The organism is Saccharomonospora amisosensis, from assembly GCF_011761185.1.
GTDB classification, from domain to species: domain Bacteria; phylum Actinomycetota; class Actinomycetes; order Mycobacteriales; family Pseudonocardiaceae; genus Saccharomonospora_A; species Saccharomonospora_A amisosensis.
This window is the reverse complement of record NZ_JAAOYM010000001.1, coordinates 3,333,179-3,355,520: the sequence shown is the minus strand read 5'-3', so window position 1 is coordinate 3,355,520 and position 22,342 is coordinate 3,333,179. Positions and strand designations below refer to the sequence as shown.

The 22,342-nt window shown below is 68.2% G+C and carries 22 protein-coding genes; 14 read left to right on the top strand and 8 right to left on the bottom strand.

Annotation, left to right across the window (positions count from 1 at the left end; translation table 11 throughout):
• Nucleotides 1-3: 3 nt before the first annotated feature.
• Both FHU38_RS16280 and FHU38_RS16275 read left to right on the top strand, forming a co-directional pair.
• Nucleotides 4-2,289 (top strand): DUF1989 domain-containing protein, encoded by a 2,286-nt coding sequence (locus FHU38_RS16280; protein WP_167172357.1) that lies wholly within the window; start codon nt 4-6, stop codon nt 2,287-2,289.
• A 14-nt stretch (nt 2,290-2,303) separates the two neighbouring features.
• Nucleotides 2,304-3,641 (top strand): flavin-containing monooxygenase, encoded by a 1,338-nt coding sequence (locus FHU38_RS16275; protein WP_167172355.1) that lies wholly within the window; start codon nt 2,304-2,306, stop codon nt 3,639-3,641.
• A 31-nt stretch (nt 3,642-3,672) separates the two neighbouring features.
• Here the strand turns inward: FHU38_RS16275 and FHU38_RS16270 are convergent, their stop codons facing one another.
• Both FHU38_RS16270 and FHU38_RS16265 read right to left on the bottom strand, forming a co-directional pair.
• On the bottom strand, nt 3,673-5,181 hold the full coding sequence (locus tag FHU38_RS16270; protein ID WP_167172353.1) for an alpha/beta hydrolase family protein: 1,509 nt from the start codon (nt 5,179-5,181) through the stop codon (nt 3,673-3,675).
• A gap of 128 nt (nt 5,182-5,309) precedes the next feature.
• Entirely contained in the window at nt 5,310-7,421 is a 2,112-nt protein-coding gene (locus FHU38_RS16265) for a PQQ-dependent sugar dehydrogenase (protein ID WP_167172351.1), read from the bottom strand.
• Nucleotides 7,422-7,992: 571 nt separating this feature from the next.
• Between FHU38_RS16265 and FHU38_RS16260 the strand changes: the two genes are divergently transcribed.
• Complete coding sequence (locus tag FHU38_RS16260; protein ID WP_208415704.1) at nt 7,993-8,163, top strand: hypothetical protein; 171 nt, start codon at nt 7,993-7,995, stop codon at nt 8,161-8,163.
• A gap of 22 nt (nt 8,164-8,185) precedes the next feature.
• On the opposite strand, the gene FHU38_RS16255 is transcribed toward FHU38_RS16260, so the two are convergent.
• Together FHU38_RS16255 and FHU38_RS16250 are read right to left on the bottom strand one after the other, a co-directional pair.
• On the bottom strand, nt 8,186-9,760 hold the full coding sequence (locus tag FHU38_RS16255; RefSeq protein ID WP_167176157.1) for a GMC oxidoreductase: 1,575 nt from the start codon (nt 9,758-9,760) through the stop codon (nt 8,186-8,188).
• 101 nt (nt 9,761-9,861) lie between these two features.
• Entirely contained in the window at nt 9,862-10,065 is a 204-nt protein-coding gene (locus FHU38_RS16250) for a hypothetical protein (protein ID WP_167172349.1), read from the bottom strand.
• Nucleotides 10,066-10,160: 95 nt separating this feature from the next.
• Here FHU38_RS16250 and FHU38_RS27440 point away from each other — a divergent pair, with 95 nt between their 5' ends.
• Together FHU38_RS27440 and FHU38_RS16240 are read left to right on the top strand one after the other, a co-directional pair.
• Entirely contained in the window at nt 10,161-10,514 is a 354-nt protein-coding gene (locus FHU38_RS27440) for a response regulator transcription factor (protein WP_313886797.1), read from the top strand.
• Between the two features lie 105 nt (nt 10,515-10,619).
• Entirely contained in the window at nt 10,620-11,168 is a 549-nt protein-coding gene (locus FHU38_RS16240; RefSeq protein WP_167172347.1) for a DUF1772 domain-containing protein, read from the top strand.
• Nucleotides 11,169-11,183: 15 nt separating this feature from the next.
• On the opposite strand, the gene FHU38_RS16235 is transcribed toward FHU38_RS16240, so the two are convergent.
• Nucleotides 11,184-11,951: a TetR family transcriptional regulator gene (locus FHU38_RS16235; RefSeq protein WP_167172345.1), complete on the bottom strand. Its 768-nt coding sequence runs from the start codon at nt 11,949-11,951 to the stop codon at nt 11,184-11,186.
• A 98-nt stretch (nt 11,952-12,049) separates the two neighbouring features.
• Between FHU38_RS16235 and FHU38_RS16230 the strand changes: the two genes are divergently transcribed.
• Together FHU38_RS16230 and FHU38_RS16225 are read left to right on the top strand one after the other, a co-directional pair.
• The gene (locus tag FHU38_RS16230; RefSeq protein WP_167172343.1) at nt 12,050-12,511 is read left to right on the top strand and encodes a hypothetical protein; all 462 of its coding nucleotides are present in this window, start codon (nt 12,050-12,052) and stop codon (nt 12,509-12,511) included.
• Between the two features lie 33 nt (nt 12,512-12,544).
• The gene (locus tag FHU38_RS16225) at nt 12,545-13,042 is read left to right on the top strand and encodes a DinB family protein (RefSeq protein ID WP_167172341.1); all 498 of its coding nucleotides are present in this window, start codon (nt 12,545-12,547) and stop codon (nt 13,040-13,042) included.
• 64 nt (nt 13,043-13,106) lie between these two features.
• Here the strand turns inward: FHU38_RS16225 and ligM are convergent, their stop codons facing one another.
• The 3 genes from ligM to FHU38_RS16210 form a co-directional block, all read right to left on the bottom strand.
• Nucleotides 13,107-14,510 (bottom strand): vanillate/3-O-methylgallate O-demethylase, encoded by a 1,404-nt coding sequence (gene ligM / locus FHU38_RS16220; RefSeq protein ID WP_167172339.1) that lies wholly within the window; start codon nt 14,508-14,510, stop codon nt 13,107-13,109.
• Between the two features lie 85 nt (nt 14,511-14,595).
• The gene (locus FHU38_RS16215) at nt 14,596-15,291 is read right to left on the bottom strand and encodes a 4-carboxy-4-hydroxy-2-oxoadipate aldolase/oxaloacetate decarboxylase (RefSeq protein ID WP_167172337.1); all 696 of its coding nucleotides are present in this window, start codon (nt 15,289-15,291) and stop codon (nt 14,596-14,598) included.
• The gene (locus tag FHU38_RS16210) at nt 15,288-16,010 is read right to left on the bottom strand and encodes a PIG-L deacetylase family protein (protein ID WP_167172334.1); all 723 of its coding nucleotides are present in this window, start codon (nt 16,008-16,010) and stop codon (nt 15,288-15,290) included. The genes FHU38_RS16215 and FHU38_RS16210 overlap by 4 nt, the downstream gene beginning before the upstream one ends.
• Before the next feature lie 227 nt (nt 16,011-16,237).
• On the opposite strand from FHU38_RS16210, the gene FHU38_RS16205 reads away from it, so the two are divergent.
• The 7 genes from FHU38_RS16205 (at nt 16,238) to FHU38_RS16175 (ending at nt 22,322) form a co-directional block, all read left to right on the top strand.
• A complete protein-coding gene (locus tag FHU38_RS16205; protein WP_167172332.1) occupies nt 16,238-17,584 on the top strand; it encodes a bifunctional folylpolyglutamate synthase/dihydrofolate synthase in 1,347 nt (448 codons plus the stop codon).
• Between the two features lie 180 nt (nt 17,585-17,764).
• Nucleotides 17,765-18,649: a methylenetetrahydrofolate reductase gene (locus FHU38_RS16200; protein ID WP_167172330.1), complete on the top strand. Its 885-nt coding sequence runs from the start codon at nt 17,765-17,767 to the stop codon at nt 18,647-18,649.
• Nucleotides 18,646-19,515, top strand: a complete 870-nt coding sequence (gene purU / locus FHU38_RS16195) for a formyltetrahydrofolate deformylase (RefSeq protein WP_167172328.1) — start codon at nt 18,646-18,648, stop codon at nt 19,513-19,515. Before FHU38_RS16200 ends, purU begins: the two co-directional genes overlap by 4 nt.
• A 9-nt stretch (nt 19,516-19,524) precedes the next feature.
• On the top strand, nt 19,525-20,412 hold the full coding sequence (locus FHU38_RS16190) for a bifunctional 5,10-methylenetetrahydrofolate dehydrogenase/5,10-methenyltetrahydrofolate cyclohydrolase (protein WP_167172326.1): 888 nt from the start codon (nt 19,525-19,527) through the stop codon (nt 20,410-20,412).
• A 2-nt stretch (nt 20,413-20,414) separates the two neighbouring features.
• On the top strand, nt 20,415-20,759 hold the full coding sequence (locus tag FHU38_RS16185) for a protocatechuate 3,4-dioxygenase (protein WP_167172325.1): 345 nt from the start codon (nt 20,415-20,417) through the stop codon (nt 20,757-20,759).
• Complete coding sequence (locus FHU38_RS16180; RefSeq protein ID WP_167172324.1) at nt 20,752-21,618, top strand: class III extradiol dioxygenase subunit beta; 867 nt, start codon at nt 20,752-20,754, stop codon at nt 21,616-21,618. Before FHU38_RS16185 ends, FHU38_RS16180 begins: the two co-directional genes overlap by 8 nt.
• The gene (locus FHU38_RS16175; RefSeq protein WP_167172322.1) at nt 21,615-22,322 is read left to right on the top strand and encodes an alpha/beta fold hydrolase; all 708 of its coding nucleotides are present in this window, start codon (nt 21,615-21,617) and stop codon (nt 22,320-22,322) included. Before FHU38_RS16180 ends, FHU38_RS16175 begins: the two co-directional genes overlap by 4 nt.
• Nucleotides 22,323-22,342 lie beyond the last annotated feature (20 nt).

Sequence of the window (22,342 nt, the reverse complement as noted above, 5' to 3'; positions counted from 1 at the left end):
AGGATGCGCTCGCAAGGGCAGCCGGCGGAGACCTTTCGGGTGCGGCCGGGCGCCGTCACGGCACTGCGGCTGCACGGTGGCGACCGGCTGGAGATCGTCGACCGGCACGGCAGGCAGCCGGCGGAACTGACCGTCCTCAGCGACGGTGCGGCGCTCGGGGTGCGGCCGGACGAGCCTGCCACGGTGCTGCGGGAGCTGGCACGGCGTGGTGAGAGCACGGTGCCCGCGCTGCTGGCCGAGCACGGCCTCGACCCGCTACGGGTCGCGGCCACGCGGTTGTTCGGCGCTTCCTCGCCCGCGGGTGCCAGGGAAGCGTTCGTGGCCGACCACCCGTGCGCGGTGGTGGTGGCCGCACCAGCCACCCCGATGCGGGTGGACGACCGGTTCGCGAACCCGCCCTCGGACCTGCTGCTGGAGGTGCACAGATCGACTCTCCGGGGCAAGCCCGAGCCCGTGCTTCCCGAGCCGCTGGCGGAGCCGCTGCTCGACCTGCGGGTGGACGCGGCCACGGCGCTGGACTACGAGGTCAGGGAAGGTCAGTACATCCAGGTGATCGACGTCGAGGGTGGACAGTGCTCCGACTTCCTCGCCTTTAGCGCCAGGCGGTTGCAGGACGGCGTGGAACAGGGCCTGGATGCCACGACGACCCGGTCCGTGACGGGTACGGCGTACCCGAGGCCGGGACAGGCGAGCGTGTTCTTCGACGCGCGGGCCCAGCCACTCGTGCGGGTGGTGCGCGACACGGTGGGGCGGCACGACGCGTTCGGCCTGGCCTGCACGGCGAAGTACTACGAGGACCTCGGCTACCCCGGGCACGTCAACTGCACGGACAACTTCAACGCTCGGCTGGCGAAGTACGGTATCGCCGCACGAGCGGGCTGGCCCGCACTGAACTTCTTCTACAACACCCGATTCGACGACGACAACCTGTTCGTGTTCGACGAGCCGTGGTCGCGCCCGGGCGACCACGTGTTGCTGCGCGCCATGACCGACCTGGTGTGTGCTTCCTCCGCCTGCCCGGACGACATCGATCCCGCCAATTCCTGGGTGCCCACCGACGTGCACATCCGGGTCTACGACGCGAGGAGGACCTTCTCCATGGCCATCGGACACCGCGTGACACCGGAGGAACCCGCCACCCTGACCAGGAGCACCGGCTTCGCGCCGAGAACGGAGAGACTGACGCGCCGGTTCACCGACTACCGCGGCTACTGGCTGCCCGAGAGCTTCGACAACCACGGGCCCAGAGCCGAGTACTGGGCGTGCCGCGAGCGCGCGACCGTGCAGGACCTCTCCGCACTGCGCAAGTTCGAGATCCTCGGTCCCGACGCGGAGGCGCTGCTGCAGGCCACCCTCACCCGAGATGTGCGCAGGCTCGCGCGAGGCCAGGTCGGCTATTCGGCACTGTGCCACGACACCGGTGGCATGATCGACGACTGTACGGTGTTCCGGCTGGGGGAGGACAACTTCCGCTTCGTCGGCGGCGACGCCTACGACGGCGATTGGCTGCGTGAACAGGCCACCCGGCTCGAGCTGGACCGGGTGTGGGTCAAGGACTCGACCGACCAACTGCACAACATCGCCGTGCAGGGACCGGCGAGCAGGGACCTGCTCGCCGAGGTCGTCTGGACCCCGCGACACGAGCCCGACCTCGCCGAGCTGGCCTGGTTCCGCTTCGCCATCGGCCGCGTCGGTGACCAGTTCGGCCCGCCCTTGCTGGTTTCGCGCACCGGCTACACCGGTGAACTCGGCTACGAGTTGTGGGTGCATCCCAGCGACGCGCCCGCGCTGTGGGACGCCGTGTGGGAGGCGGGCGCGGGACACGGCCTCGTACCGCTGGGGCTCACCGCCCTGGACACCCTGCGGATCGAGGCCGCACTGCCCTTCGCGGGGCACGAGTTCTGCGACCGGACCGACCCGTTCGAGGCAGGCATCGGCTTCACGGTGCCACTGCGGTCCAAGCCCGACGACTTCGTCGGCAGGCAGGCGTTGCTCGCCCGCGAGGCCAACCCGCAGCGGGTGCTCGTCGGCCTCGAACTGGAAGGCAACGAACCCGCGGCGCACGGTGACAGCGTGCGCGTGGGACGCCACAACGTTGGTGTCGTCACCAGCGCGGCACGCTCGCCCGTGCTGCGCGCCAACATCGCACTGTGCCGGATCGCCGTGGAGCATGCCGAGCCCGGCACGGCCGTGGCCGTCGGCAAGCTCGACGGCCTGCGCAAACGCATAGCGGCACAAGTCGTGCCGATCCCGTTCTACGACCCGGGCAAGACCCGCCCGCGATCCTGACCAGGAGGTCATCCATGTCCCGCGTCGCGATCATCGGCGCCGGGCCCAGCGGCCTGGCCCAGCTACACGCGTTCGAGCAAGCCCGGCTCGACGGCGCCGCCGTCGACGAGGTCGTCTGTTTCGAGAAGCAGAGCGACTGGGGAGGGCTGTGGAACTACACCTGGCGCACCGGGCTGGACGAGTACGGCGACCCGGTGCACGGCAGCATGTACCGGTACCTGTGGTCCAACGGCCCCAAAGAGTGTCTGGAGTTCGCCGACTACACCTTCGACGAACACTTCGGTGGGCCGATCCCGTCCTTCCCACCCCGCGAGGTCCTCTACGACTACATCACCGGCAGAGCGAAGAAGAGCAACATCCGCTCCCGGATCAGGTTCGACACGGCGGTTCGCTGGGTCGACTTCGACGAGGCCACCGAAACCTTCACCGTGACCTCGCAGACTCGTCCGGACGCGGTGACGCGGACGGAGACGTTCGACTGGGTCATCGTCGCCAGCGGGCACTTCTCCACACCGAACGTTCCCGAATACCCGGGCTTCTCGACGTTTCCCGGCCGGGTGCTGCACTCCCACGACTTCCGCGACGCGAGCGAGTTCGCGGGACGCGACCTGCTCGTTCTCGGCAGCAGCTACTCGGCCGAGGACATCGCCCTGCAGGCATTGAAGTACGGCGCTAGCTCGGTGACGATCTCCTACCGCACCCGACCGATGGGATTCGACTGGCCTGCCGGGATACGCGAGGTTCCCGCACTCGACCGCGTGCAGGACCGCACGGCACACTTCGTGGACGGCACGGCTTGCGCCGTGGACGCGATCATCATGTGCACCGGGTATCGGCACCACTTCCCGTTCCTGCGAGACGAACTCCGGCTGCGCACCCCCAACGTGCTGTACCCGGCGGGGCTGTACAAGGGTGTCGTGTCCACGGCCAACCCCAGGTTGCTGTACCTGGCGATGCAGGATCAGTACTACACCTTCACGATGTTCGACGCGCAGGCGTTCTTCGCCAGGGACGTGGTGCTCGGACGAATCGCCCTGCCACCCGCCGCCGAGATGGAGGCCGACATAGCGGGCTGGCTCGACCGCCAGAACACGCTCACGGGTCCGATGGACGACATCGCCTTTCAGACCGACTACGTCGCCGACCTGTGCGGGCGCACCGACTACCCCGCTTTCGATCTGGACCTGGTCCGTGAGCACTTCGTCGCCTGGGAGCACCACAAGGACGAGAGCATCACCGGCTACCGCGACCGCTCGTTCCGCTCGCCGTGCACCGGCACGGTGGCGCCGCTGCACCACACGCCGTGGTGGAACGAACTCGACGACTCGCAGGCACGTTTCCTCCGCCCGTGAATCCGCGGGCCTGCGGTTGGCCTCACCCGCGTCAGCTGACGACCGGTAGGTTCACCGCCACGTCCTTGAGCACCATTGCGCCGGGCGTGCGGCTGCCGTGTAGCGCGAACATGTCCGAGGTCGGGCTCACCGTGAGGAACAGTGACTCACCTTCCTTGACGGTGGCGGCGACCGAGGGCAGTTCGATCTGGCGCCTGGTACCGAGGTTCAGGCTCTCCTCGCGGTGCGGCAGCACGTTGTTCTGGATCACCCGCGCGTCCAGCGGTGAGGTGCCGGCGCTGAGCGCGAAGAACGCCCTGCTGTCCACACCCAGCGCGGTGACCAGCGCGTCGAGGCGCGAGGTGCCCGCGATGGTCAGCGGGCCGTCGGCGATCTTGATGGCCTGCGGCACGCCCGCCGCCGTCGTGGTGGTGATGTCGGGCAGCGAGTACCGCGCCGTCGGGGCGACCGAGTCCACGCTGAGGCAGTCACCGCGGGCGGTCATCAGGTGGTAGCGGCCGTGGCCGGTGAGCTCGCGCGGCGCGCCCAGCAGGTTCTCGGCGAAGAACCGCAGCTCCAGCTCGTCGTAACCGGCTCCGCTGAGCCGCGCCGAACACGCGTCGCCGGACACGGCGGTGCCGACGGGAAGGACGTTCGGCAGCGCGTGCCCGCCGTTGTAGCCGATGAGCAGGCTGTCGCGGCGGGCGCGGTCGGTCAGCGCCGTGTCGAAGTTCTTGATCGCCTGGTCCAGCGGGAAGAGGTTGTCACTGATGCCCTGCCGCAGCAGTACCGGAATGTCCAGCTTCCCGCCTTGCTCGACGTGGAAGGCGGGCCCGTTGTCGCCGAAGAACTCAGCCATGCTCGCGGGCCAGTCACCGGTGGCCATTCCCTCGGCGAATCCGGTGTGGACGGTAGAGGTGTGCGCGTCGAGGCCCGCGGTATAGAGCAGGCCCGTCCATGCGGTGCGCACCACATCGCTCGGCGCGAGGCTTTCGTTGAGTGAGTACCAGGTGATCTGCGGAGCGAGTGCGTCGAAGCGCGTGCGGCCGGTGAGCATGAGTTCGGTGAACGCGCCCACGAACTGGTAGCCGCCGCCGTAGGAGCCGCCGATCGCGCCGAGCACCGGGTCGTCGGGGCCGTCGCGCTTCACCCAGTCCAGACTCGCGACGTAGTCGACGACGGCGATGACGTCCGCGCCCTCGAAGGCGGGGTCCTCCACGTGTGCCTTGCCGCCGCTCTCGCCGAACCCACGCTGGTCGATGCTGACCACGCCGAAGCCCGCGTCGAGGTAACGCTGGAACGAGCCTGGCGCGGAGGTGCGGCTGCCGCCCCAGCCGTGGCTGTGCAGCAACACGGGGACCCGGTTGTCCCTCGACGCGTCCGCCGGCTTGAACACGCTGACGCAGATGTCCACCGGGCCGGGTTCGAGCACGTCGGTCTCCGGCACGCTGGGGATGCAGACGTTATCCGGCCCGGAAGGCTCGCCACCGGCCGAAACCGGTGCTGCCAGCACGATCCCGGCGGTCAGGGCGACCACCGCCGCCAGGCTGGTTGTGCGCATCCGCAGTCCTCCCGCTCGCACCGTCGCGTCGTGTGCTCATCAACGACGGCGGCGCGAAAGGGGTTCGGTCCGGCTCAGGGAAAGACCCGTGGTGCCCCGCCGCCGGGCGGGGCACCACGGGCCGGTTCTCACTGTGTGGGTCGCAGAACGACCTCGGCCTCACCGGACAGCGAAGGCACCCCATCGCCGCCCGGATCGGTGTAGGTCGCGTGGAACACGCCCGCCAGATCGTCGTGCGCGGGGTCGTGCCCCTCCGGAACCGTGGTCTCGATCGAGCCGGTGCAACCGGAGGCGGTGGTCTGCGGGTGCCCGTGCTCGTCGTGGCCGAGGATGTAGGTCACCTCGACGCGCGAGCAGTCCACCGGCTGATCGTCGGTCACCGACACCTCGAACTCGATCAGGTCACCCCAGGTGAAGGACTGCCCGTCGGTGGGGCTGACGAACTCCACCACCGGTGCCTCGTTGCCCACCACGATGTCGACCTCAGCCGACGCCGACCGGCCTCGATGCTTGCCGCCGACGTCGGTCACCTTCAGCGTCGCGGTGTAGACGCCGTTCTCCTGATAGGTGTGTGTCGGGTTGGCCTGCCAGGAGTCCACCCGGCCGTCGGAGTCGAAATCCCACTCGTAGCGGAGTCGGTCACCGTCGGGGTCCTGGGTTCCGTCACTGGAGAAGGAGACCGTCAGCGGGGTACGCCCGTTGTCGGTGTCGACCGCTACCTTCGGCACGGGCGTGTGGTTGCCACGCGGGCCGATGTAGTCGATGCGAGCCAACTGCGCCCCCGGGTTCTCCGCGAAGTAGCCCTTGCCGTACTCGAGCACGTACAGCGCCCCGTCAGGGCCGAACTCCATGTCGATCGGTCCGGACACCGGAATCGACGGAAGCACGTCCTCGATGGAGGCCACCTCGCCGTCCTCGCCGAGGCGGAACCCCTTGATGTAGTCGCGGGTCCATTCGTAGAACAACGGCATGCCGTCGTAGTACTTCGGCCAGGCCGCCGGGTTCTTGCCACGCCGGTCGACAGCGTCGTAGTCGTACGCGGGTCCCGCCATGGGTCCGATGCCCCCGGTACCGAGTTCGGGGAACCGTTCCGAGGCGCCGTAGCCGTACCACACATCGGATTGCTCCACCGGTGGCAGCTCGGTGAGGCCGGTGTTGTTCGGAGAGTCGTTGCGTGGCGCCGAGCAGTCGAACGCCTCGCCTGACTCCCGCGTGGCGAAGTCGTAGTCGATGTAGGGCATGTCCGGCGTGACGCAGTAGGGCCAGCCGTAGTTGCCGGACTCGCTTGCCACGAACCAGCGTCCCTGCCCGGCGGGACCGCGCTGCGGGTCGGCGGAGCCCGCGTCGGGGGAGTAGTCGGCGACGTAGAGGTCACCGTCGCTGTTCACCTCGATCCGGAACGGGTTGCGCAGCCCCATCAGGTAGATCTCCGGACGGGTCTTCGGTGTTCCTGGCTCGAACAGGTTGCCCTCGGGAATGGTGTAGGAGCCGTCCCGCTGCACCCGGATCCGCAACACCTTGCCGCGCAGATCGTTGGTGTTGGCGGAGCTGCGCTGGGCGTCGAACGCGGGGTTGCGGTCGGCTCGCTCGTCGATAGGAGCGTATCCGTCGGACTCGAACGGGTTGGTGTCGTCGCCGGTGGAAAGGTACAGGTTGCCCTGCCCGTCGAAGGTGATGTCACCGCCGACGTGGCAGCAGATGCCCCGGTCCTCCGCTACCTCGAGGATCTGCTGCTCGCTGGAGAGGTCGAGCTTGTTGCCAACCAACTGGAATCGCGACAGCCGCTGGACACCCTTGAACGGTTCGAAGTCGGCAGGGTTGCCGCTGGTCGGTGCGTCACCCTCGTTGACGTCCGGGGTCGAGGGGTCGTCGCGCGGGGTGTCCATCGGAGGCGCGTAGTACAGGTACACCCACCTGTTGGTCTTGCCGTCGAAACCGGGATCGACCGCGACGCTTTGCAGCCCTTCCTCGTCGTGGGTGTAGACGTTCAGTTCCGCCGCCAGCGTGTTCAGGCGGGTTCGCGGGTCGTGCAGCCACAACTGGCCGGCACGGGTGGTGTGCAGCACCCGGCCGTCGGGCACCACCGCGAGATCGATGGGTTCGCCGGGACTGTCGTTGAGCGTGACCTTCTGAAACTCCGTATCGGCCGGCGGTGCGGGTTGTGCCGCCGAGGTCGCCGGTGCGACGGCGAGTGCCGTGCCCACTGCGGCCACCAGTGCCACCATGCGCGGTAATCGCATGGTCACCTACCTCTCTGCAAGGGTTCGGTGGGGATGGGGATGTGGGTGGAAGCGATCACGTCGGTGCGCAGGTCCGACCGAGGGTCCGCCAGGTGAGGCCGCTGCCAAGCGCCCGGTAACCGTCGGGGCGACGCAGCGGACGAGGTCGACGGTGAAGCTTCGGTACTCCGCATCGAGTCCTTTTCACGCGGTGGCCCCCAGCCTGTTCCGATCGAGGAGCCGGCGGGATTGCCGCCCAACGCCTCGATGCACCGGTGTCTTCGCCGCATCGAACAGTAAGCTGACTTTTGATCGGAGTCAACGGACAATTGTTTATGATGTGCTGAAGGCGGGGTATGGCGGCCACATGGATGCATCTGGCGGAGTTGCTAGCGGCCATGACGGCATCGCTTCGCTACCGTCACGGGTCCTCGGATCCCGACCGCGCCGCCCGTTCCACTGACGGACCTTCGACGAGGCTGCTGGCCGGTGAGCCGAGAGTCAGCCAGGAACGCGTGAACGTGACCATGACCAATGTGGATGGACAGCGGCAGTGGACGACGTTGTGCCGTTCTGAATACCCGGCAGGGCCGTGGGATCGAACGGCGACCCGATTCACTCGCGCGGGATCGGTTCGCGGCCGGACACGCATGCCGACGCGGCCGAGTTCCTGCTCGGCCAGCGAGCCACGTTCATTACCGGCGCCGATCTGCTGGTGGACGGTGGGGTCGTCGCTTCGCTCCTACGTGGACATCACGGCTAGCGGTGCGCGGGCACGCTCACCGTCAGAACACTACGCCCGCGTCCTCGGCGATCAGTTCGTCGGTTGCCCGCTCGGCCACGGCGGCGATCGTCATCGACGGGTTGCATGCGGCGGCGTTGCCCGGCAGCAACGCGCCGTCGAGCACGTAGAGGCCGCGGTGTCCGAGCACCCGGCCCGCGAGGTCGCACACCGTGCCCATCGAGGCGCCGCCAAGCGGATGCCAGGTGGAGGGGTACACGGCGGTGGTGTCGAGCAGCGTGGACCCCGGGCCGACGATGTCCGAGGCCCGTTGCTGAATGCGCTGGTACAGCACACCGTCGCCGTCGAAGGGCCATCGCAGCACGGCGTCGTCACGTACCGAGTCGTACACGAAGTGGCCTCGGCCCTCGCTGACGCCGTAGCCGACCAGCATCGTGGAGCGGATATTGGGCAGCGGCGGGATCGAGGCCTGGATGATCGTGTTGGCCGTGCCGGGGTCGTCCCATTCCTTGCTGCAGTACACAACCGGCCCACCCTGGGGTGTTCCGAAGTCGTCGGCCAGATTCGTCCAGAAGTAGATGCGGTCGCCGTTGGAGCCCCAGTTGGTGCCAAGGCCGTCGGGTAGGTCGGGGATCGCACCCTTGGCTCCTGCCCGCATCAGCAGCTTGGTGGTGTTGGCGGCGCCCGCCGCCATCACCAGCGCCTTCGCCGTGATGATCTTCTTTTCGAGCACGGTCCCGTCGGTGCTGATGCGATCCACGAACACCTGCCAGCGACCGTCTCGCGCCATCGCGACATCGGTGACGTTGTGCAGTGTCGCGACCCGCGCGAGCCCGGTGGCCTCGGCAGCCGCCACGTAGGTGACGTCGACAGAGTGCTTTCCGCCGTTGTTGACCCCGAAAGCAGAGTCCCCGTTGGTGTAGGAGGGCTTCATGTCGCCCTCCAGTTCGCGCAGCGCGTAGGTCCAGTCGATCGGCATCGGGACCTTCTCCAGCGCATATCCTGCGCGCTCGACGTTGCGGGCGAAGATGCGCGAAGGCAGGTAGGTCTTGCTGTTGACCAACTCGTCGGGCGCGGTCTCCAACCGCAGCATGCGCGCGACTCTGGGGTAGTACACGCTGTCCATGCGTGAGTAGTCGAGCCGCTCGGGCAGGTTGGCGTTGAACACCTCCTGGCTGGGTTGCAGGGTCATGCCCTGGTACACCAGCGAGCCGCCGCCAACGCCAGCGGCGCACATGATGTCCATCCCGTGGCCGGGAACGCGTTCAAGCAACCCGGTGTAGCGCTCGAAGGGCGGCACGGAGATCCCGAACAGCGAAGGGCCCGACCCCAGCCAGAACATCCGCTTGTCCGCAGATGTGGTCACGCGCGGGAACGTCTCGGCGTTTGGTCCGGTCGGCCACCGGATTCCGCGTTCGAGGACCAGCGAAGGAACCCCTGCCTGCGCGAACCGCAGTGCCGTGACGCCGCCCCCGAATCCCGAGCCGACGATGACCACGCGGTGTTCCTCGCGGGTCACCGGAACCCGGGTGGAGGCCGAGGCCGAGATCGGCATCGCGGCCAGCCCGGCGGTGGCGGCGGCACCGGAGAGCAGGCGGCGACGGCTGAATGCGGACATCATGCTCCTACGTGATCTTGGTTCGGTGCCGAGCCAACATAGACAGTTGACCAGTCAGCCGTCAACAATCGGTGAGCTGTGCACTCCACCGATCCGCACGCTCAACGGCGGCCTCCGCCTGCAAGCTGCAACCCCATGGCCGCCAGTCCGGCGAGCATGCCGAGCAGTGCGGAACGCGCGATCTCGAACAGGGCCACCACGGCCGCCATGCCACCATCGACGGCGCCGGGAGGCGATCCGAGCGTCAACGACTGCGCGACGAGCACGACCCCGTGAACGGTGCCCGCCACAGCGAGTGTGAGCACCGGCCGGGGAGTCTGGCTGAACCCGACACACCCGAGGCGCGTCGGGATACCTGCTCAAGGACGTATCGCCGGATGAGCTCAGGAAGGCGGTTCGCGTGGTCGCCGGGGGCGGCTCGCTGCCGTCGCCGACCGTCACGCGGACGGTGCTGCGGTCACTGGCCGAAGCGCCACGGCCTTCGCTTTCCGCTGATCGGCTGCGTGAGCTGACCGAGCGGGAGAAGGAAGTCCTCAAGCAGGTCGCGAGCGGACTGTCCAACCAGGAGATCGCGAAGGCACTGTTCCTGTCGCCCGCGACCACTCGCACCTACGTTTCCCGGCGGCTTTCCAAGCTGAACGCGCGCGACCGGTCCCAGCTCGTCGTGATCGCCTACGAGAGCGGATTGGTGAGTCCCGGAGGAACCGGTTGGGCGACCGAACGACTCGCACGGCAACCGAGGGCGTTGGGATAGTCGTCGTGCGTCGATGGTCGGGGCACGGTTGGTTCGCCGGACTGCGACATCGGCGACGATTGCTGCGGGATGGCGGGCGAGGCGAGGCGGCATAGCGTTTCGGTCATGCGGAAACTCGTCACTGCGCTGCTGATCGGGCTCACCGTGGCCACGACGATCTCGTTCGGAGCCATCCTGGGTGAGACCTTCCTGCTCTACCCGAACATCTTCCACGACCCGCCGCGATCGCTGGTGCGGGCGCGGGAGTTCATGGTCGAGGGCAGTCCGTCGGACTTCTTTCCACCACTAGGGTTTCTCATCATCCTTACCGGAACGGTCACGGTGCTGTTGACCCGGCGAAGAAGGACCATCCGCTGGTACGTCATCGGTGCGGCGGTCGCCTACCTCTGCTTCGAGTTGCTGTTCTCCATGGTCTGGTTCTGGCCGCGCAACGAGATCATGTTCGTGGACCCAGCCGGTAAGCACTCGGCGGAGTTCCTGCGCGCCACCGCGCGTGAGTTCGTCGCAGGTCACTGGGCGCGGGTCGCGGGTGGCGCGCTCACCGCGGGACTGATGTTCACCGCGCTCATCCGGTGGCTGCGCTCGCCCGGCTCCGTGGGTGTGACAACCGTGGAACGCGATCGGACGACGGCGTCTCAGGAGCAGCCGCTTTAACGGCACGGCGTGCCGTTAAAGCGGGTCGCCTTGATCGCTTTGTTGGCGCAGCGAGGCATCGATCAGCCGCGCGACCTCGGCCGGAGGCGTCGAGGTGCGCAGGATGGCGACCACCGTGTCCTCGCCGTTCTCGGCTGCCCCGCCATCGGCGCGTGGGCAGGGGGAGTACGCGTCGATGACCATGGCGAACGCCTTGTCGGCGAGGGCGTGGGCGTCCACGGCGCCGTCGCCGCGCAGCCACTGCCGCAGCACGTGGTTGTGTGCCGCGGCCACGGCCGCGCCTGCGATCGGTGCCCGCATCTCCGCGAGCGGGTCGCCCGCCGCGTGGAAGCGGGCCCGCAGGTACCGGGTGAAGACCCGCTGGTAGCGGTCGACACTGGCGACCTCCTTGTCGCGCAACGACATCACCGTGCGGGTGAGCGCGTAGCGCTTCAGTGAGACCTCCGGGTCGTCCAGGTAGAAGTCGAGTACCAGCCGCACCGCCTCGCACACCGCGTGGAGCGGGTCACGCCGCTCGTCGGTGTCGGCGAGTTTGCGCTCGATGTCGATCAGGAGTTCGTCGTGGTTGGGGAAGATGGCGTCCTCCTTCGACCGGAAGTACCGGAAGAAGGTCCGCCGTCCCACGCCCGCCGCCGCCGCGATGTCGTCGACGGTCGTGGCGTCGTAGCCTCGCTCGAGGAACAGGTCGATCGCGGCCCTGGTCAGCGCCCGCCGCAGCCTGCGACGGCCCGCAACGGTGCGGCCCGCTCGCTGGCGCGGTGCTGTCGGTGTTTCGGCGCCCATATTCACAAACGTAGCAGGCGCACCATTGCTAATGGCACTCAGTGCCACTAGCATGCCATCGTTGTGGACGACGAGGTGCCGCAGGAGAGAGGAACGCCATGAGCCAGGAGGTGGGTACGGCCCCGCAGCAGCCTCGGGTGGACTACCGGGGCACGTTCGGCTGGCCGGTGCAGTGGGACCGTGGCGGGCTGCGGCTCGTGACCGGTTCGGGTGTGGGCGCCGTGGTGGTGCCGAGGCGGATCTCGGATGCCGTGCTGGCGAGCCTCGCCAGGCAGGGCTGCGACGGTCCGGCACTGACCCTGCCGACGCGGCGGGAGATGGTCACCGTGCTACTCGTCGAGACCGACGACTTCGCGGTGGCCGAAGCGCCACTTCCGGAGGGCGTACAGGTGCTTCCCGCCGGGTCCACGGTGCCGCTGCCCGACGAGCACAACCCCAACGCGCTCGCGCGCTGGCGGGTCCAGCCCGACCCGAGACAGCGCTGGCTGCCCAGCCTCGCGGCCGTGCTCGCCACCATCGCGGCGACCGGCAATCTGCGCCACGAGTTGCTCGTGTGGTGAACCGGTCGCGGCGTCGTCTGGCATGATTCGCACATGCCAGGTGACCCGGGGACGTTGCGGGAAGTAATGACCGGCCTGCCCATCCGCGCTCAGTTCGAGGCCTTCCTCGACGAGCATCGCGAGCTGCTCAACGGCTGCCTCGCAGGGCTGACGGAGGAACAGGCTCGCCGCTCGTTGGTGCCGTCACGGACAACACTGCTCGGGCTTGTCAAGCACGCGACCTTCGTGGAGAAGGTCTGGTTCGACGAGGCCATCACCTGCCGGTCGCGCGCCGAGATCGGAATTCCCGCGACACCGGACGAGTCGTTCGTCCTCGAAGAGCAGGACACCATCGCGGTCGTGCAGCGTGCGCATCTCCAGGCGTGTGAGGCCTCGCGGCGTGCGACGGCGGCGCTGGAGCTGGACGACCTGGTGCACGGTAACCGGCGCGGCCCGTTACCGCTTCGCTGGGTCTACCTGCACGTGCTTCGCGAACTCGCCCAGCACTGCGGGCACGCCGACATCCTGCGAGAGCAGATCCTCGCGCAGTAGTAGGCCCGCGGGTGGCGACCGAGCTGGGCGCGTCGATCGCCACCCACGAAGGGCACCGAAACCGTCAGGCCGTGGTGGTGCGCCAGCCCGGCCGGTAGCTTTCCCGTGCCATCACCGAGTACGGCGCGGGGCTGACGATGGCACGCACGGCGAGCTGCTCGTGCGGCTCCACTGTCGTCTTGCGGCTGCCGCCGTCGGGCTCGCCCCACGTCACCCGCACCTCTGCACCGAGCGGCACGTCCGGGTTCACCGTCGCCAGCGACAGCGCCGCGCGCTCGTTGGCGCTGTAGCCGGTGAACAGCGACAACCCGATCAGATTCCCGTCGGCGTCGAGCACGGAGTCGAAGTTGGACGAACCGTAGTTGGCGTTGGGCAGGTCGAAGAACTGGTAGCCGGGGCCATCCGGGTCAACCGGCGAGGAGAGCAGCTTGGCAACGTCTTCGGCGTTCCACGCCAACGTCACCTTGCGACGCTGCTTGTCCGGGTCGATGGCCCGCAGCGCATCTCGCCCGATGAAGTCGTGGTCGAACTTCACGAACGAGCCGTAGCCGAGTTCCCACGGATTGAGGTAGTAGTCCTCGATCTTTTCGGAGACGAAGCTGCCCGCCAGCGCGTTGTTCGCCTCGTAGCTTTCCGCGGCAAGCCACTCGCGGTACGGGCGCAGCTCCTCACTGGAGTAGATGGCCGGAAGCGGAGAGGGGATCCAGCCGGACTCAAGGGTGTTGCACGAATATGCCCTGGCACCGGCGGGCTCGATGCCAAACTCGCGGCCGGCCTCCAGGATCGCGTCGCGAACCTTGAAGTAGCTCTCGTAAGGACCCCAGATCTCCAGGCCGGGCGCACCCGCCATGCCGTGCCGCAGGGTGCGAACGCGCTCGCCCGCGATGTTCATGTATCCCATGCGGAAGAAGCGAACCTTCTCGACCGGGCCGCCGTTGACCTTCTCGATGACCTGCCACGCGTTGGGGCCCTGGATCTGGAACCGCCACACGTCGCGTGTCACCGGCTTGCCGTAGGGCCGCGAGGGAGAGCGCTCGTCGCGGCGGACATCGACGTTGTAACCACCCGTCTCGGCGCGGAAGGTCAGGTAGTTCGCCACTGGCGCGCGGCCGACGAAGACGAACTCCTCCTTCGCCAGCCGGAACAGGATTCCGTCTCCGATGACTCCACCCTCCGGCGAGACCGGGACGAACTGCTTCGCACTGTCCACTTCGAACTTCTCGACACTGTTGATTCCGGTGTCAGAGATGAGCCGCAGTGCGTCCGGTCCGGAGATGAACAGGTTCACCATGTGGTGCGTCTGGTCGAACAGCACCGCCGTCTTCGTCCAGGCCTTGACCTCGCGGCGCCAGTTCGTGAACTCCGAGGGGACCACGGGGTAGATGTAGGCACCGAGCTGCGAGTTGCGCAGCAGCTCCACGGTGTTGCCCGCCTGGTCCAGTACTTCCTGCAGATTCTTCGCTTTCATTTCATTCCTGTTCTCGATCGGCGCCGTCGCCGGGACAGCAGAGCAAGATGGTCGTGGGTAAGCAGGTGCGGTGTCGCCAGTTGGGTCAGCTCCCGTACTCCTCGGCGGTCATGTACTCGACACCGAGTTCGCTCAGCTTGGCGCGCAAGCCGTAGCGGTCCAGGCCGAGCTGTCCATCCCGGAACGCCTGCCGGGTGGCTTCTTCCTTGTCGATGCGTGCCTGCGCCGAGGTGAGCGCGCGGTCGACGTCCTGCCGGGGAACGACCATCGCGCCGTCGTCGTCGGCAAGAATCGCGTCGCCAGGGCGCACGAGCTGGCCGCCGACCGTTATGGGCACGTTGACCGAGCCCGCCGTGGCCTTCACAGTCCCTTGTGCACTGACTGCCCCAGACCACACCGGGAAGCCCATCGCGTGCAGCTCGGCGACATCGCGAACGCCGGCGGTGGTGACCAGTCCACGCACGCCGCGAAGTTGCAGCGCGGTGGCGAACAGCTCACCGAACATGCCGTCGCTGCACGGCGAGGTCGTGGTCACCACCAGCACATCGCCGGGGCCGCACTGTTCCACAGCCGCGTGGATCATCAGGTTGTCGCCCGGCCAGGAGAGCACGGTGACGGCGGTGCCGCCGATGCGGGAGCCGAGGTGGGTGGGGCGCAACCCGGTGCCGAGGAAACCGGTGCGTCCCAAACCCTCGTGCACCGTCGCCACGCCGTACTCGGCAAGTTTCGTGACCTTGTCCAGATCCGCCTTCGGCGGGTCGGTGACGACGACGTTTCTCATGCGAGCACCTCGGTCACCTGTGGATACAGCCGCATGTAGGCCTCGCCCATGGTGTTGTGCGGCAGCCCGAGGTTCGGGCCGGCGTTGCGCTTGAGTTGCACGCCGCGGCGCTTGGCGAGGTCGGTGTAGTAGTCCCACATGTGCTGCTGTGCGGGCAGGCATTCCATCGCCTTGCGCTTGGCGTCGAACACCGGCGTGATGTCCAGCAGCACATCCGGCTTGAAGTCGCACTGCTCGGGCTGGTGCGGCTCGAAGAAGAACACCGGCGGTGCCCCGAGCGGCTCGCCCGGCGCGTCGTAGCCGACGGCCTGCGCGAGCACCCGAGCCTGCAAAGCCATGCGCGCCGCCGCGGGATGGTCCTGGTTGTACGGATCGGCCAGTGGGTGTGTCAGCACCACCGACGGTTCGACCTCGCGGTACACCCGCACGATCCGGTCGATCAGCTCAGGCGTCTCCAGTAGCGGGTAGTCGCCCGCGTCGAGGAACTCGATCTCGGCGCCGAGCACCTCGGCGGCGTTGCTGGCCTCGGCACGGCGGAGCTGCTTGATCTCCTCCAGTTGCTTGCCTTCACGCCATGCCTTCGCCGATTCGCCACGCTCGCCGTAGGTAAGGCACAGCACCTTGGCACGGTCACCACGAGCCGTCGCCAGCGCGATAGCTCCTGCCGCCCGCCACACGAAGTCACCCGCGTGGGCGCTGACCACCAGCAATGAACTCATCCCCGGCATCTCCTCTGCAGTCCTCGGCCGTTACCGAGGACAGTAGGAGCGCGCGGCGGCGATCGTGACGTCCCGCTGCCCTGTCTGTGATACGTCGTTTGACGTAGCCGATCCGGCCGAGTGTCCATTCCACGGCGGTCATCAGGCCGTGCCGGGGCGAGCTGACAAGAACATAGCGTAGCCGCAGGGCGAAATCCCCACCTCTTTCCCGAACCGCCGGAGGGGCGATGACGGCCACGGAGACCACGCGGCGCGCAGCGCGTGCGCCCATCGCCGACCTCGACGACGTGGCCAGCTACCTGCTCACCGAGCTGCCTTCGTCGAGCGGCACGGTGATGACCGCGGGGGTGGGCCGCCGCAGGGCGACGATGCTGCTCAGCATGCTCGGCAGCCCGCAGGACTCGATGCGCACCGTGCACGTCGCCGGAACCGCGGGCAAGGGCTCGGTCTCGACGTTCATCACGGCGCTGCTGCGCGCGCACGGCCACCGGGTCGGCACCTACCTTTCCCCGCACGCGCACACGCTGCTGGAGCGGTTTCTGCTCGACGGTCGGCCCGCGCCGGCCCACGCCGTCGCGGCGGCGCTCGACGCCGTCCGCGAGCAGGAGCGCGTCGTCAGCCAGGGCCCGCTGGGCCAGGTCACGATGTTCGAGGCCGCGACCGTGGCGGCGTTTCGACTGTTCAGCGAGCGTGCCGTGGACTACGCGGTGATCGAGACCGGGCTCGGCGGGTCGCACGACGCGACGAACACGGTGACCCGGTCGGACAAGCTGGCCGTCATCACCGCCATCGGGCTCGATCACACGGCGGTGCTTGGCGACACGCTGCCCGAGATCGCCAGGCAGAAGGCGGGCATCCTGCCGCGTGCAGGCACGGCCTTCGCGTCGCGTGGCGCTCCCGAGGTGGCTGCCACCCTCGACACGCAGGCGGCGCTGCGCGACTGCCGACTGGAACAGCTCGCCTCAGCAGAACTGGCGGCGTGCCTGCCCGCCGGGCTCCAACTCGCGATGCCCGGTGAGCACCAGAGGACCAACGCCGGGCTCGCCGTGCGCGCGGTGCGCCACCTCGCCGCGAGGGACGGCTGGCGGCTGGAGCAGCGGCGAACCGAACAGGCGCTGCGCGAGGCCCGCCTGCCCGGCAGGTGGGAGCGCCGCCACTGGCACGGCCACCCGGTAATCCTCGACGGTGCGCACAACGCGATGAAGCTCGCCTCGCTGGCCGATACCGTCGAGCGGCGGTGGCCTGGTCGTGCCCCGGTGTGGGTGCTGGCCTGCAAGCAGGGCAAGGACCTGCTCGCGGGCGTCGCTGCGCTCGCCCGCAACGCGAGTGCCGTGGTGGCGGCCCAGTTCCGGACCGGGGGGCAGCACGCGGGGCCAACCGTGCCCGCACCCGCCGCCCAGGTTGCCGCGGCCGCCGTGCACGAGGGCGTGCGCGTGATCGTGGCGCCCTCGTTACCGGATGCGCTGCGCCGCGCGGTGGCGATATCGCAACCGGACCTGCCGGTGATCGTCACCGGCTCCTTCCACGCCGTCGCCGAAGCCGGGAGAGTCACGCGCTCCGTGGAGTCGCCATGACGATGCCCTGCTTCCCCGTCCGGCGAGGTTGCCGCTGCGTTATCGGTCATTTGTCGCGGTCAACTCAGCCCCGATGCCGCACGAAAAGCACCGTGCCCTTCGGGTCTACTGAAGACAGGGCGGTGCCCGCGGTGCCCGCCACGTGAAGCATCGAGGCCCGCGCGAACAGACGAGGAAACCATGACCACCCAGCAGGAGGTTGCCGGCCCGCGCGGCCGGCGTTCGCAGCTCGCCGAACTGGTGCGCAACATCAGCTACGAAGTGATGCCGTTCAAGAACACCGAGCAGGCCGTGCTCTCGCACGTGCCGACCGACGTTCCGCTGACCGTGACCGTCACCGAGGCAAAGGGAATCGACACGACGCTGCGACTCACCGAGAAGTTGCTGCGGCACGGCTACCAGGTGGCACCTCACCTGCCCGCGCGGCAGTTCACCGGCGAGAGCCACGTCGCGGAGGTGGTCGACCGGTTGCGTTCGGCGGGTACGCGGTCGGTGTTCGTGGTCGGTGGTGATGCGCCGGAACCGGCAGGGCCGTACCCGGACGCCCACTCGCTGCTACAGGCGATGGAGGCCGTGCGGCACCCGTTCGAACAGGTCGGTATCGGCGGCTACCCCGAAGGGCACTCGATCATCCCGGACGAGTCGATCGAGCTCGCGCTGAAGCAGAAGGCACCGATGGCGACCCGCATCCTGACCCAGATCTGTTTCGACGCCAACACAACCGCCTCCTGGGCGGGGCGCATCGCGGCTGCGGGCATCGACCTTCCCGTCCACGTAGGCATTCCCGGCCCGGTGAACCGGCAGAAGCTCGTCCGGATCTCCGCGGGGATCGGGCTGGGGCAGTCGGCGCGCTTCCTGCGCAAGCAGCAGAACCTGTTGTGGCGGTTCCTGCTGCCGGGCGGCTACAACCCCACCAGGCTCGCCAAGCGGCTCGCCGCGTCGGCGCCGAAGTCGGGTGGCAACATCCGCGGACTGCACATCTTCACGTTCAATGAACTGCGCGGGACCGAGCGGTGGCGGCAGCAGTTGTTGGCTTCGTTGTCCGGAAAGGAGGATCGTTCATGAAGCAGCGTGACGACGCCGACTACGGTCGGTTGATCGTGCAGGGTGCGGACCGGCCCGGGATCGTCGCCAGTGTTTCGGGAATCCTCACCGAGCACGGTGCGAACATCGTCTCGCTCGACCAGTCCTCGAGTGATCCTTCCGGTGGCAGGTTCTTCCAGCGGTCGGTTTTCCACCTGCCGGACCTTTCTGCGAAGCTGGAAAGCCTCAACGAGGCACTGGAGGCCAAGCTGGGTGAGGAACTGGGGCTGCAGTTCCGGCTGGTCGAGGCGAAACGCAGGAAACGGGTCGCGATCTTTGTGTCCAAAGCCGACCACTGCCTGCTCGACCTGTTGTGGCGGCAACGCGATGGGGAGCTCGGCATCGACATCCCGATGGTGGTGTCGAACCACTCCGACCTCAGCGACGACGTGCGCGGGTTCGGTATCCCGTTCTTCCACGTACCCGTGGAGAAGGGCAACAAGGCCGCCGCCGAGAAGGAACAGCTCAACCTGCTCAAGGGCAATGTGGACCTGGTCGTGCTCGCCCGCTACATGCAGATCCTCTCCGGCGACTTCCTGGAGGAGGTCGGCGTTCCCGTCATCAACATCCACCATTCGTTCCTGCCCGCGTTCATGGGCGCGAGTCCTTACCAGCGGGCCAAGGAGCGTGGCGTGAAGCTCGTCGGCGCGACAGCGCACTACGTGACCGAGGACCTCGACGAGGGACCGATCATCGAGCAGGACGTGATCCGTGTCTCGCACGACGAGTCGGTACGCGAACTGCAGCGCAAGGGCGCCGACGTCGAGCGACTCGTGCTCTCGCGCGCCGTGGCATGGCACTGCGAGGACCGGGTCATCCGTGACGGCAACACGACCGTGGTGTTCTAGGAGTCGGCAGTGAACGCACAAGTTCTCGACGGGCGAGCCGTGGCCGCCACCATCCTCGACCGGGTCCGCCGCGAGGTCACCGACTTCGTCGGGTCGTTCGACCGGGCGCCGATGCTGGCGACCGTGCTGGTGGGCGACGACCCGGCCTCTCACACCTACGTGCGGATGAAGGCGAACCGCTGCGCGAAGGTCGGTATGCGCTCGCGGCAGGTGCGGCTCGGCAGTGACATCACCACCGCCACACTGGTGGGTCACCTGCGGGAGCTGTCGACCGATCCCGAGGTGGACGGCATCCTGTTGCAGCACCCGGTACCAGGCCACCTCGACGAGCGCGCCGCCTTCGAGGCCATCGACCCGGCCAAGGATGTGGACGGCGTCACCCGCACCTCCTTCGCCACCATGTCGTTCGGCGAAGCAGGATTCAACTCGGCGACACCCGGCGGGATCATGGCGCTGCTGGATGCCTACGACATCCCGCTCGCGGGCAAGCACGCCGTGGTGGTTGGCCGCAGTGCCATCCTCGGCAGGCCCGTCGGCATGCTGCTGCTCGGTCGCGACGCGACCGTCACCTACTGCCACTCCCGCACGACCGAGCTCGCCGAGCACGTGGCGCGGGCCGACGTGCTGGTCGCCGCCGTCGGGCGGCCCGGACTCATCCGGGGGGACTGGATCAAGCAAGGCGCCGTCGTCGTGGACGCCGGATACGCCGACAACACAGGCGACGTGGAGTACGAGGCGGCAGCACGGCGCGCGTCCTACCTCACTCCCGTTCCAGGCGGGGTAGGGCCGATGACCATCGCCACCCTGCTCGACCAGACCATCCGCGCGGCGCGTGAGCACGAAGCCGCGCGCCGCGCGGACCCCGAACTGACCACGATCGGTTCCGGAAGGGAGTGAGCATGACCAAGGCCCGTGACAACTATGTGCTGGACCTGCGGGCCAGCAGGCGGGGATATGCGCTGAACCGGTTGTGCGGTTCGTTGAAGGACGAGGAGAACCGCAGGCGGTTCAGCGAGGACGAAGCCGCCTACTGCGACGCCTACGGGTTGACACCGGAGCAGAAGAAGGCCGTCCTCGAACGGGACTGGACCGCGATGCTCGAACTCGGCGGCTCGATCTTCTACACGTTCAAGCTCGCCATGTTGGACAACAAGTCGATGCAGTACCTCGGTGGGGTCTTCACCGGGATGTCGGCCGAGGAGTTCACCGCGGCCATGCGTTCGGGAGGGCGGAAATTTGGCTAGGGTCGTCTGGGGACTCGCCACCTCGCACGTGCCGTCGATCGGTGCGGCGATGGACAACCACAAGACCGAGGATCCCTACTGGAAGCCGCTGTTCGACGGGTACGAGCCCGCGCGGCGGTGGCTGGCGGAGCACAGGCCGGACGTGGCGGTGATCGTCTACAACGACCACGCCAACTCCATCGACCTCGACATGGTGCCGACGTTCGCGATCGGCACCGCCGAGTCCTACGCCGTCGCAGACGAGGGCTGGGGCCGCAGGCCGGTGCCGCCGGTGGCCGGTGCGCCCGAGCTGAGCGAGCACCTGGTGACCGAACTCGTCGACTCCTCGTTCGACATCACGACCATCCACCAGCTCGACGTCGACCACGGGCTGACGGTGCCGCTTTCGGTGGCCTACCCGGACCCGGGTGAGGCGTGGCCGTGCGCTGTGGTGCCGGTGCTGGTCAACGTCATCCAGTACCCGCAGCCCACCGCGGCGCGCTGCTACGCGCTCGGCAAGGCACTCGGTCGGGCCATCCGGTCGTTCCCTCAGGACCTCAAGGTCGCCGTCTTCGGTACCGGCGGCATGTCGCACCAGTTGGCGGGCGCGCGAGCCGGGTTGATCAACGAGCGCTTCGACCGGATGTTCCTGGAGACCGTGGAGGGTGACCCGGAGGCGCTCGCCGCGTTGACGCGCGAGGACTACGTCCGGGAGGCGGGCACCGAGGGCATCGAGCTGATCATGTGGCTGGTGATGCGCGGCGCGCTGAGCGACAAGATCCTGCGCGTGCACGACACCTACCATGTCCCCGCGTCGAACACCGCGGCCGCGCTGGCGCTGTTCGAGGACCTCGGCGACGGCGATGGAGCACCCGCATGAGCAGTTTCGTCCTGATTCACGGCGCCTGGCACGGCGGTTGGGTGTGGCAGCGCGTCGCGCCGACGCTGCGTGCGGCCGGGTACGAGGTCCACACACCGACACTCACCGGGGTGAGCGACCGTGCGCACCTGCTCAACCCCTCGGTCGGGTTGAGCACGCACATTCAGGACGTCGTGGCGTTGCTGGAGGCATACGACCTCACCGATGTCACGCTGGTCGGGCACAGCTACGCGGGGCAGGTCGTCACCGGTGTCGCCGACCGGGTTCCAACACGGCTGGCCAAGCGGGTGTATCTCGACGCGTTCGTAGGGGACGACGCGGACGCGGCGATCGACCTGCTGCCGGAGACCATCGCAGGGCACTACCGGGAATCGGTGGCCGGGCCGGGGTTCGGCTGGCTCATCCCGGTGCGCTCACTGAGCGTGCTCGGGGTCAGTGAGGAGGCGGACCTGGAATGGCTCACGCCGCGGCTGACGCCGCACCCGTGGCTGACCTACACCGAACCGCTGCGGCTGAGCGGAGCGGAGCGCGGCGTTCCCGCCGAGTTCATCGAGTGCGTCGACTGGATGCGGGCGTTCCAGCCGCACGCCGAGCGGGCCGCGTCGCGTGACTGGCCGGTGCACAACATCGGTACCGGCCACGAGGCGATGGTGACCGCACCGAAGGAGCTCGCCGACCTGTTGCTGTCGGTAGCGGGGTCGTAGCCAAGGCGCCGGGCCGGCGA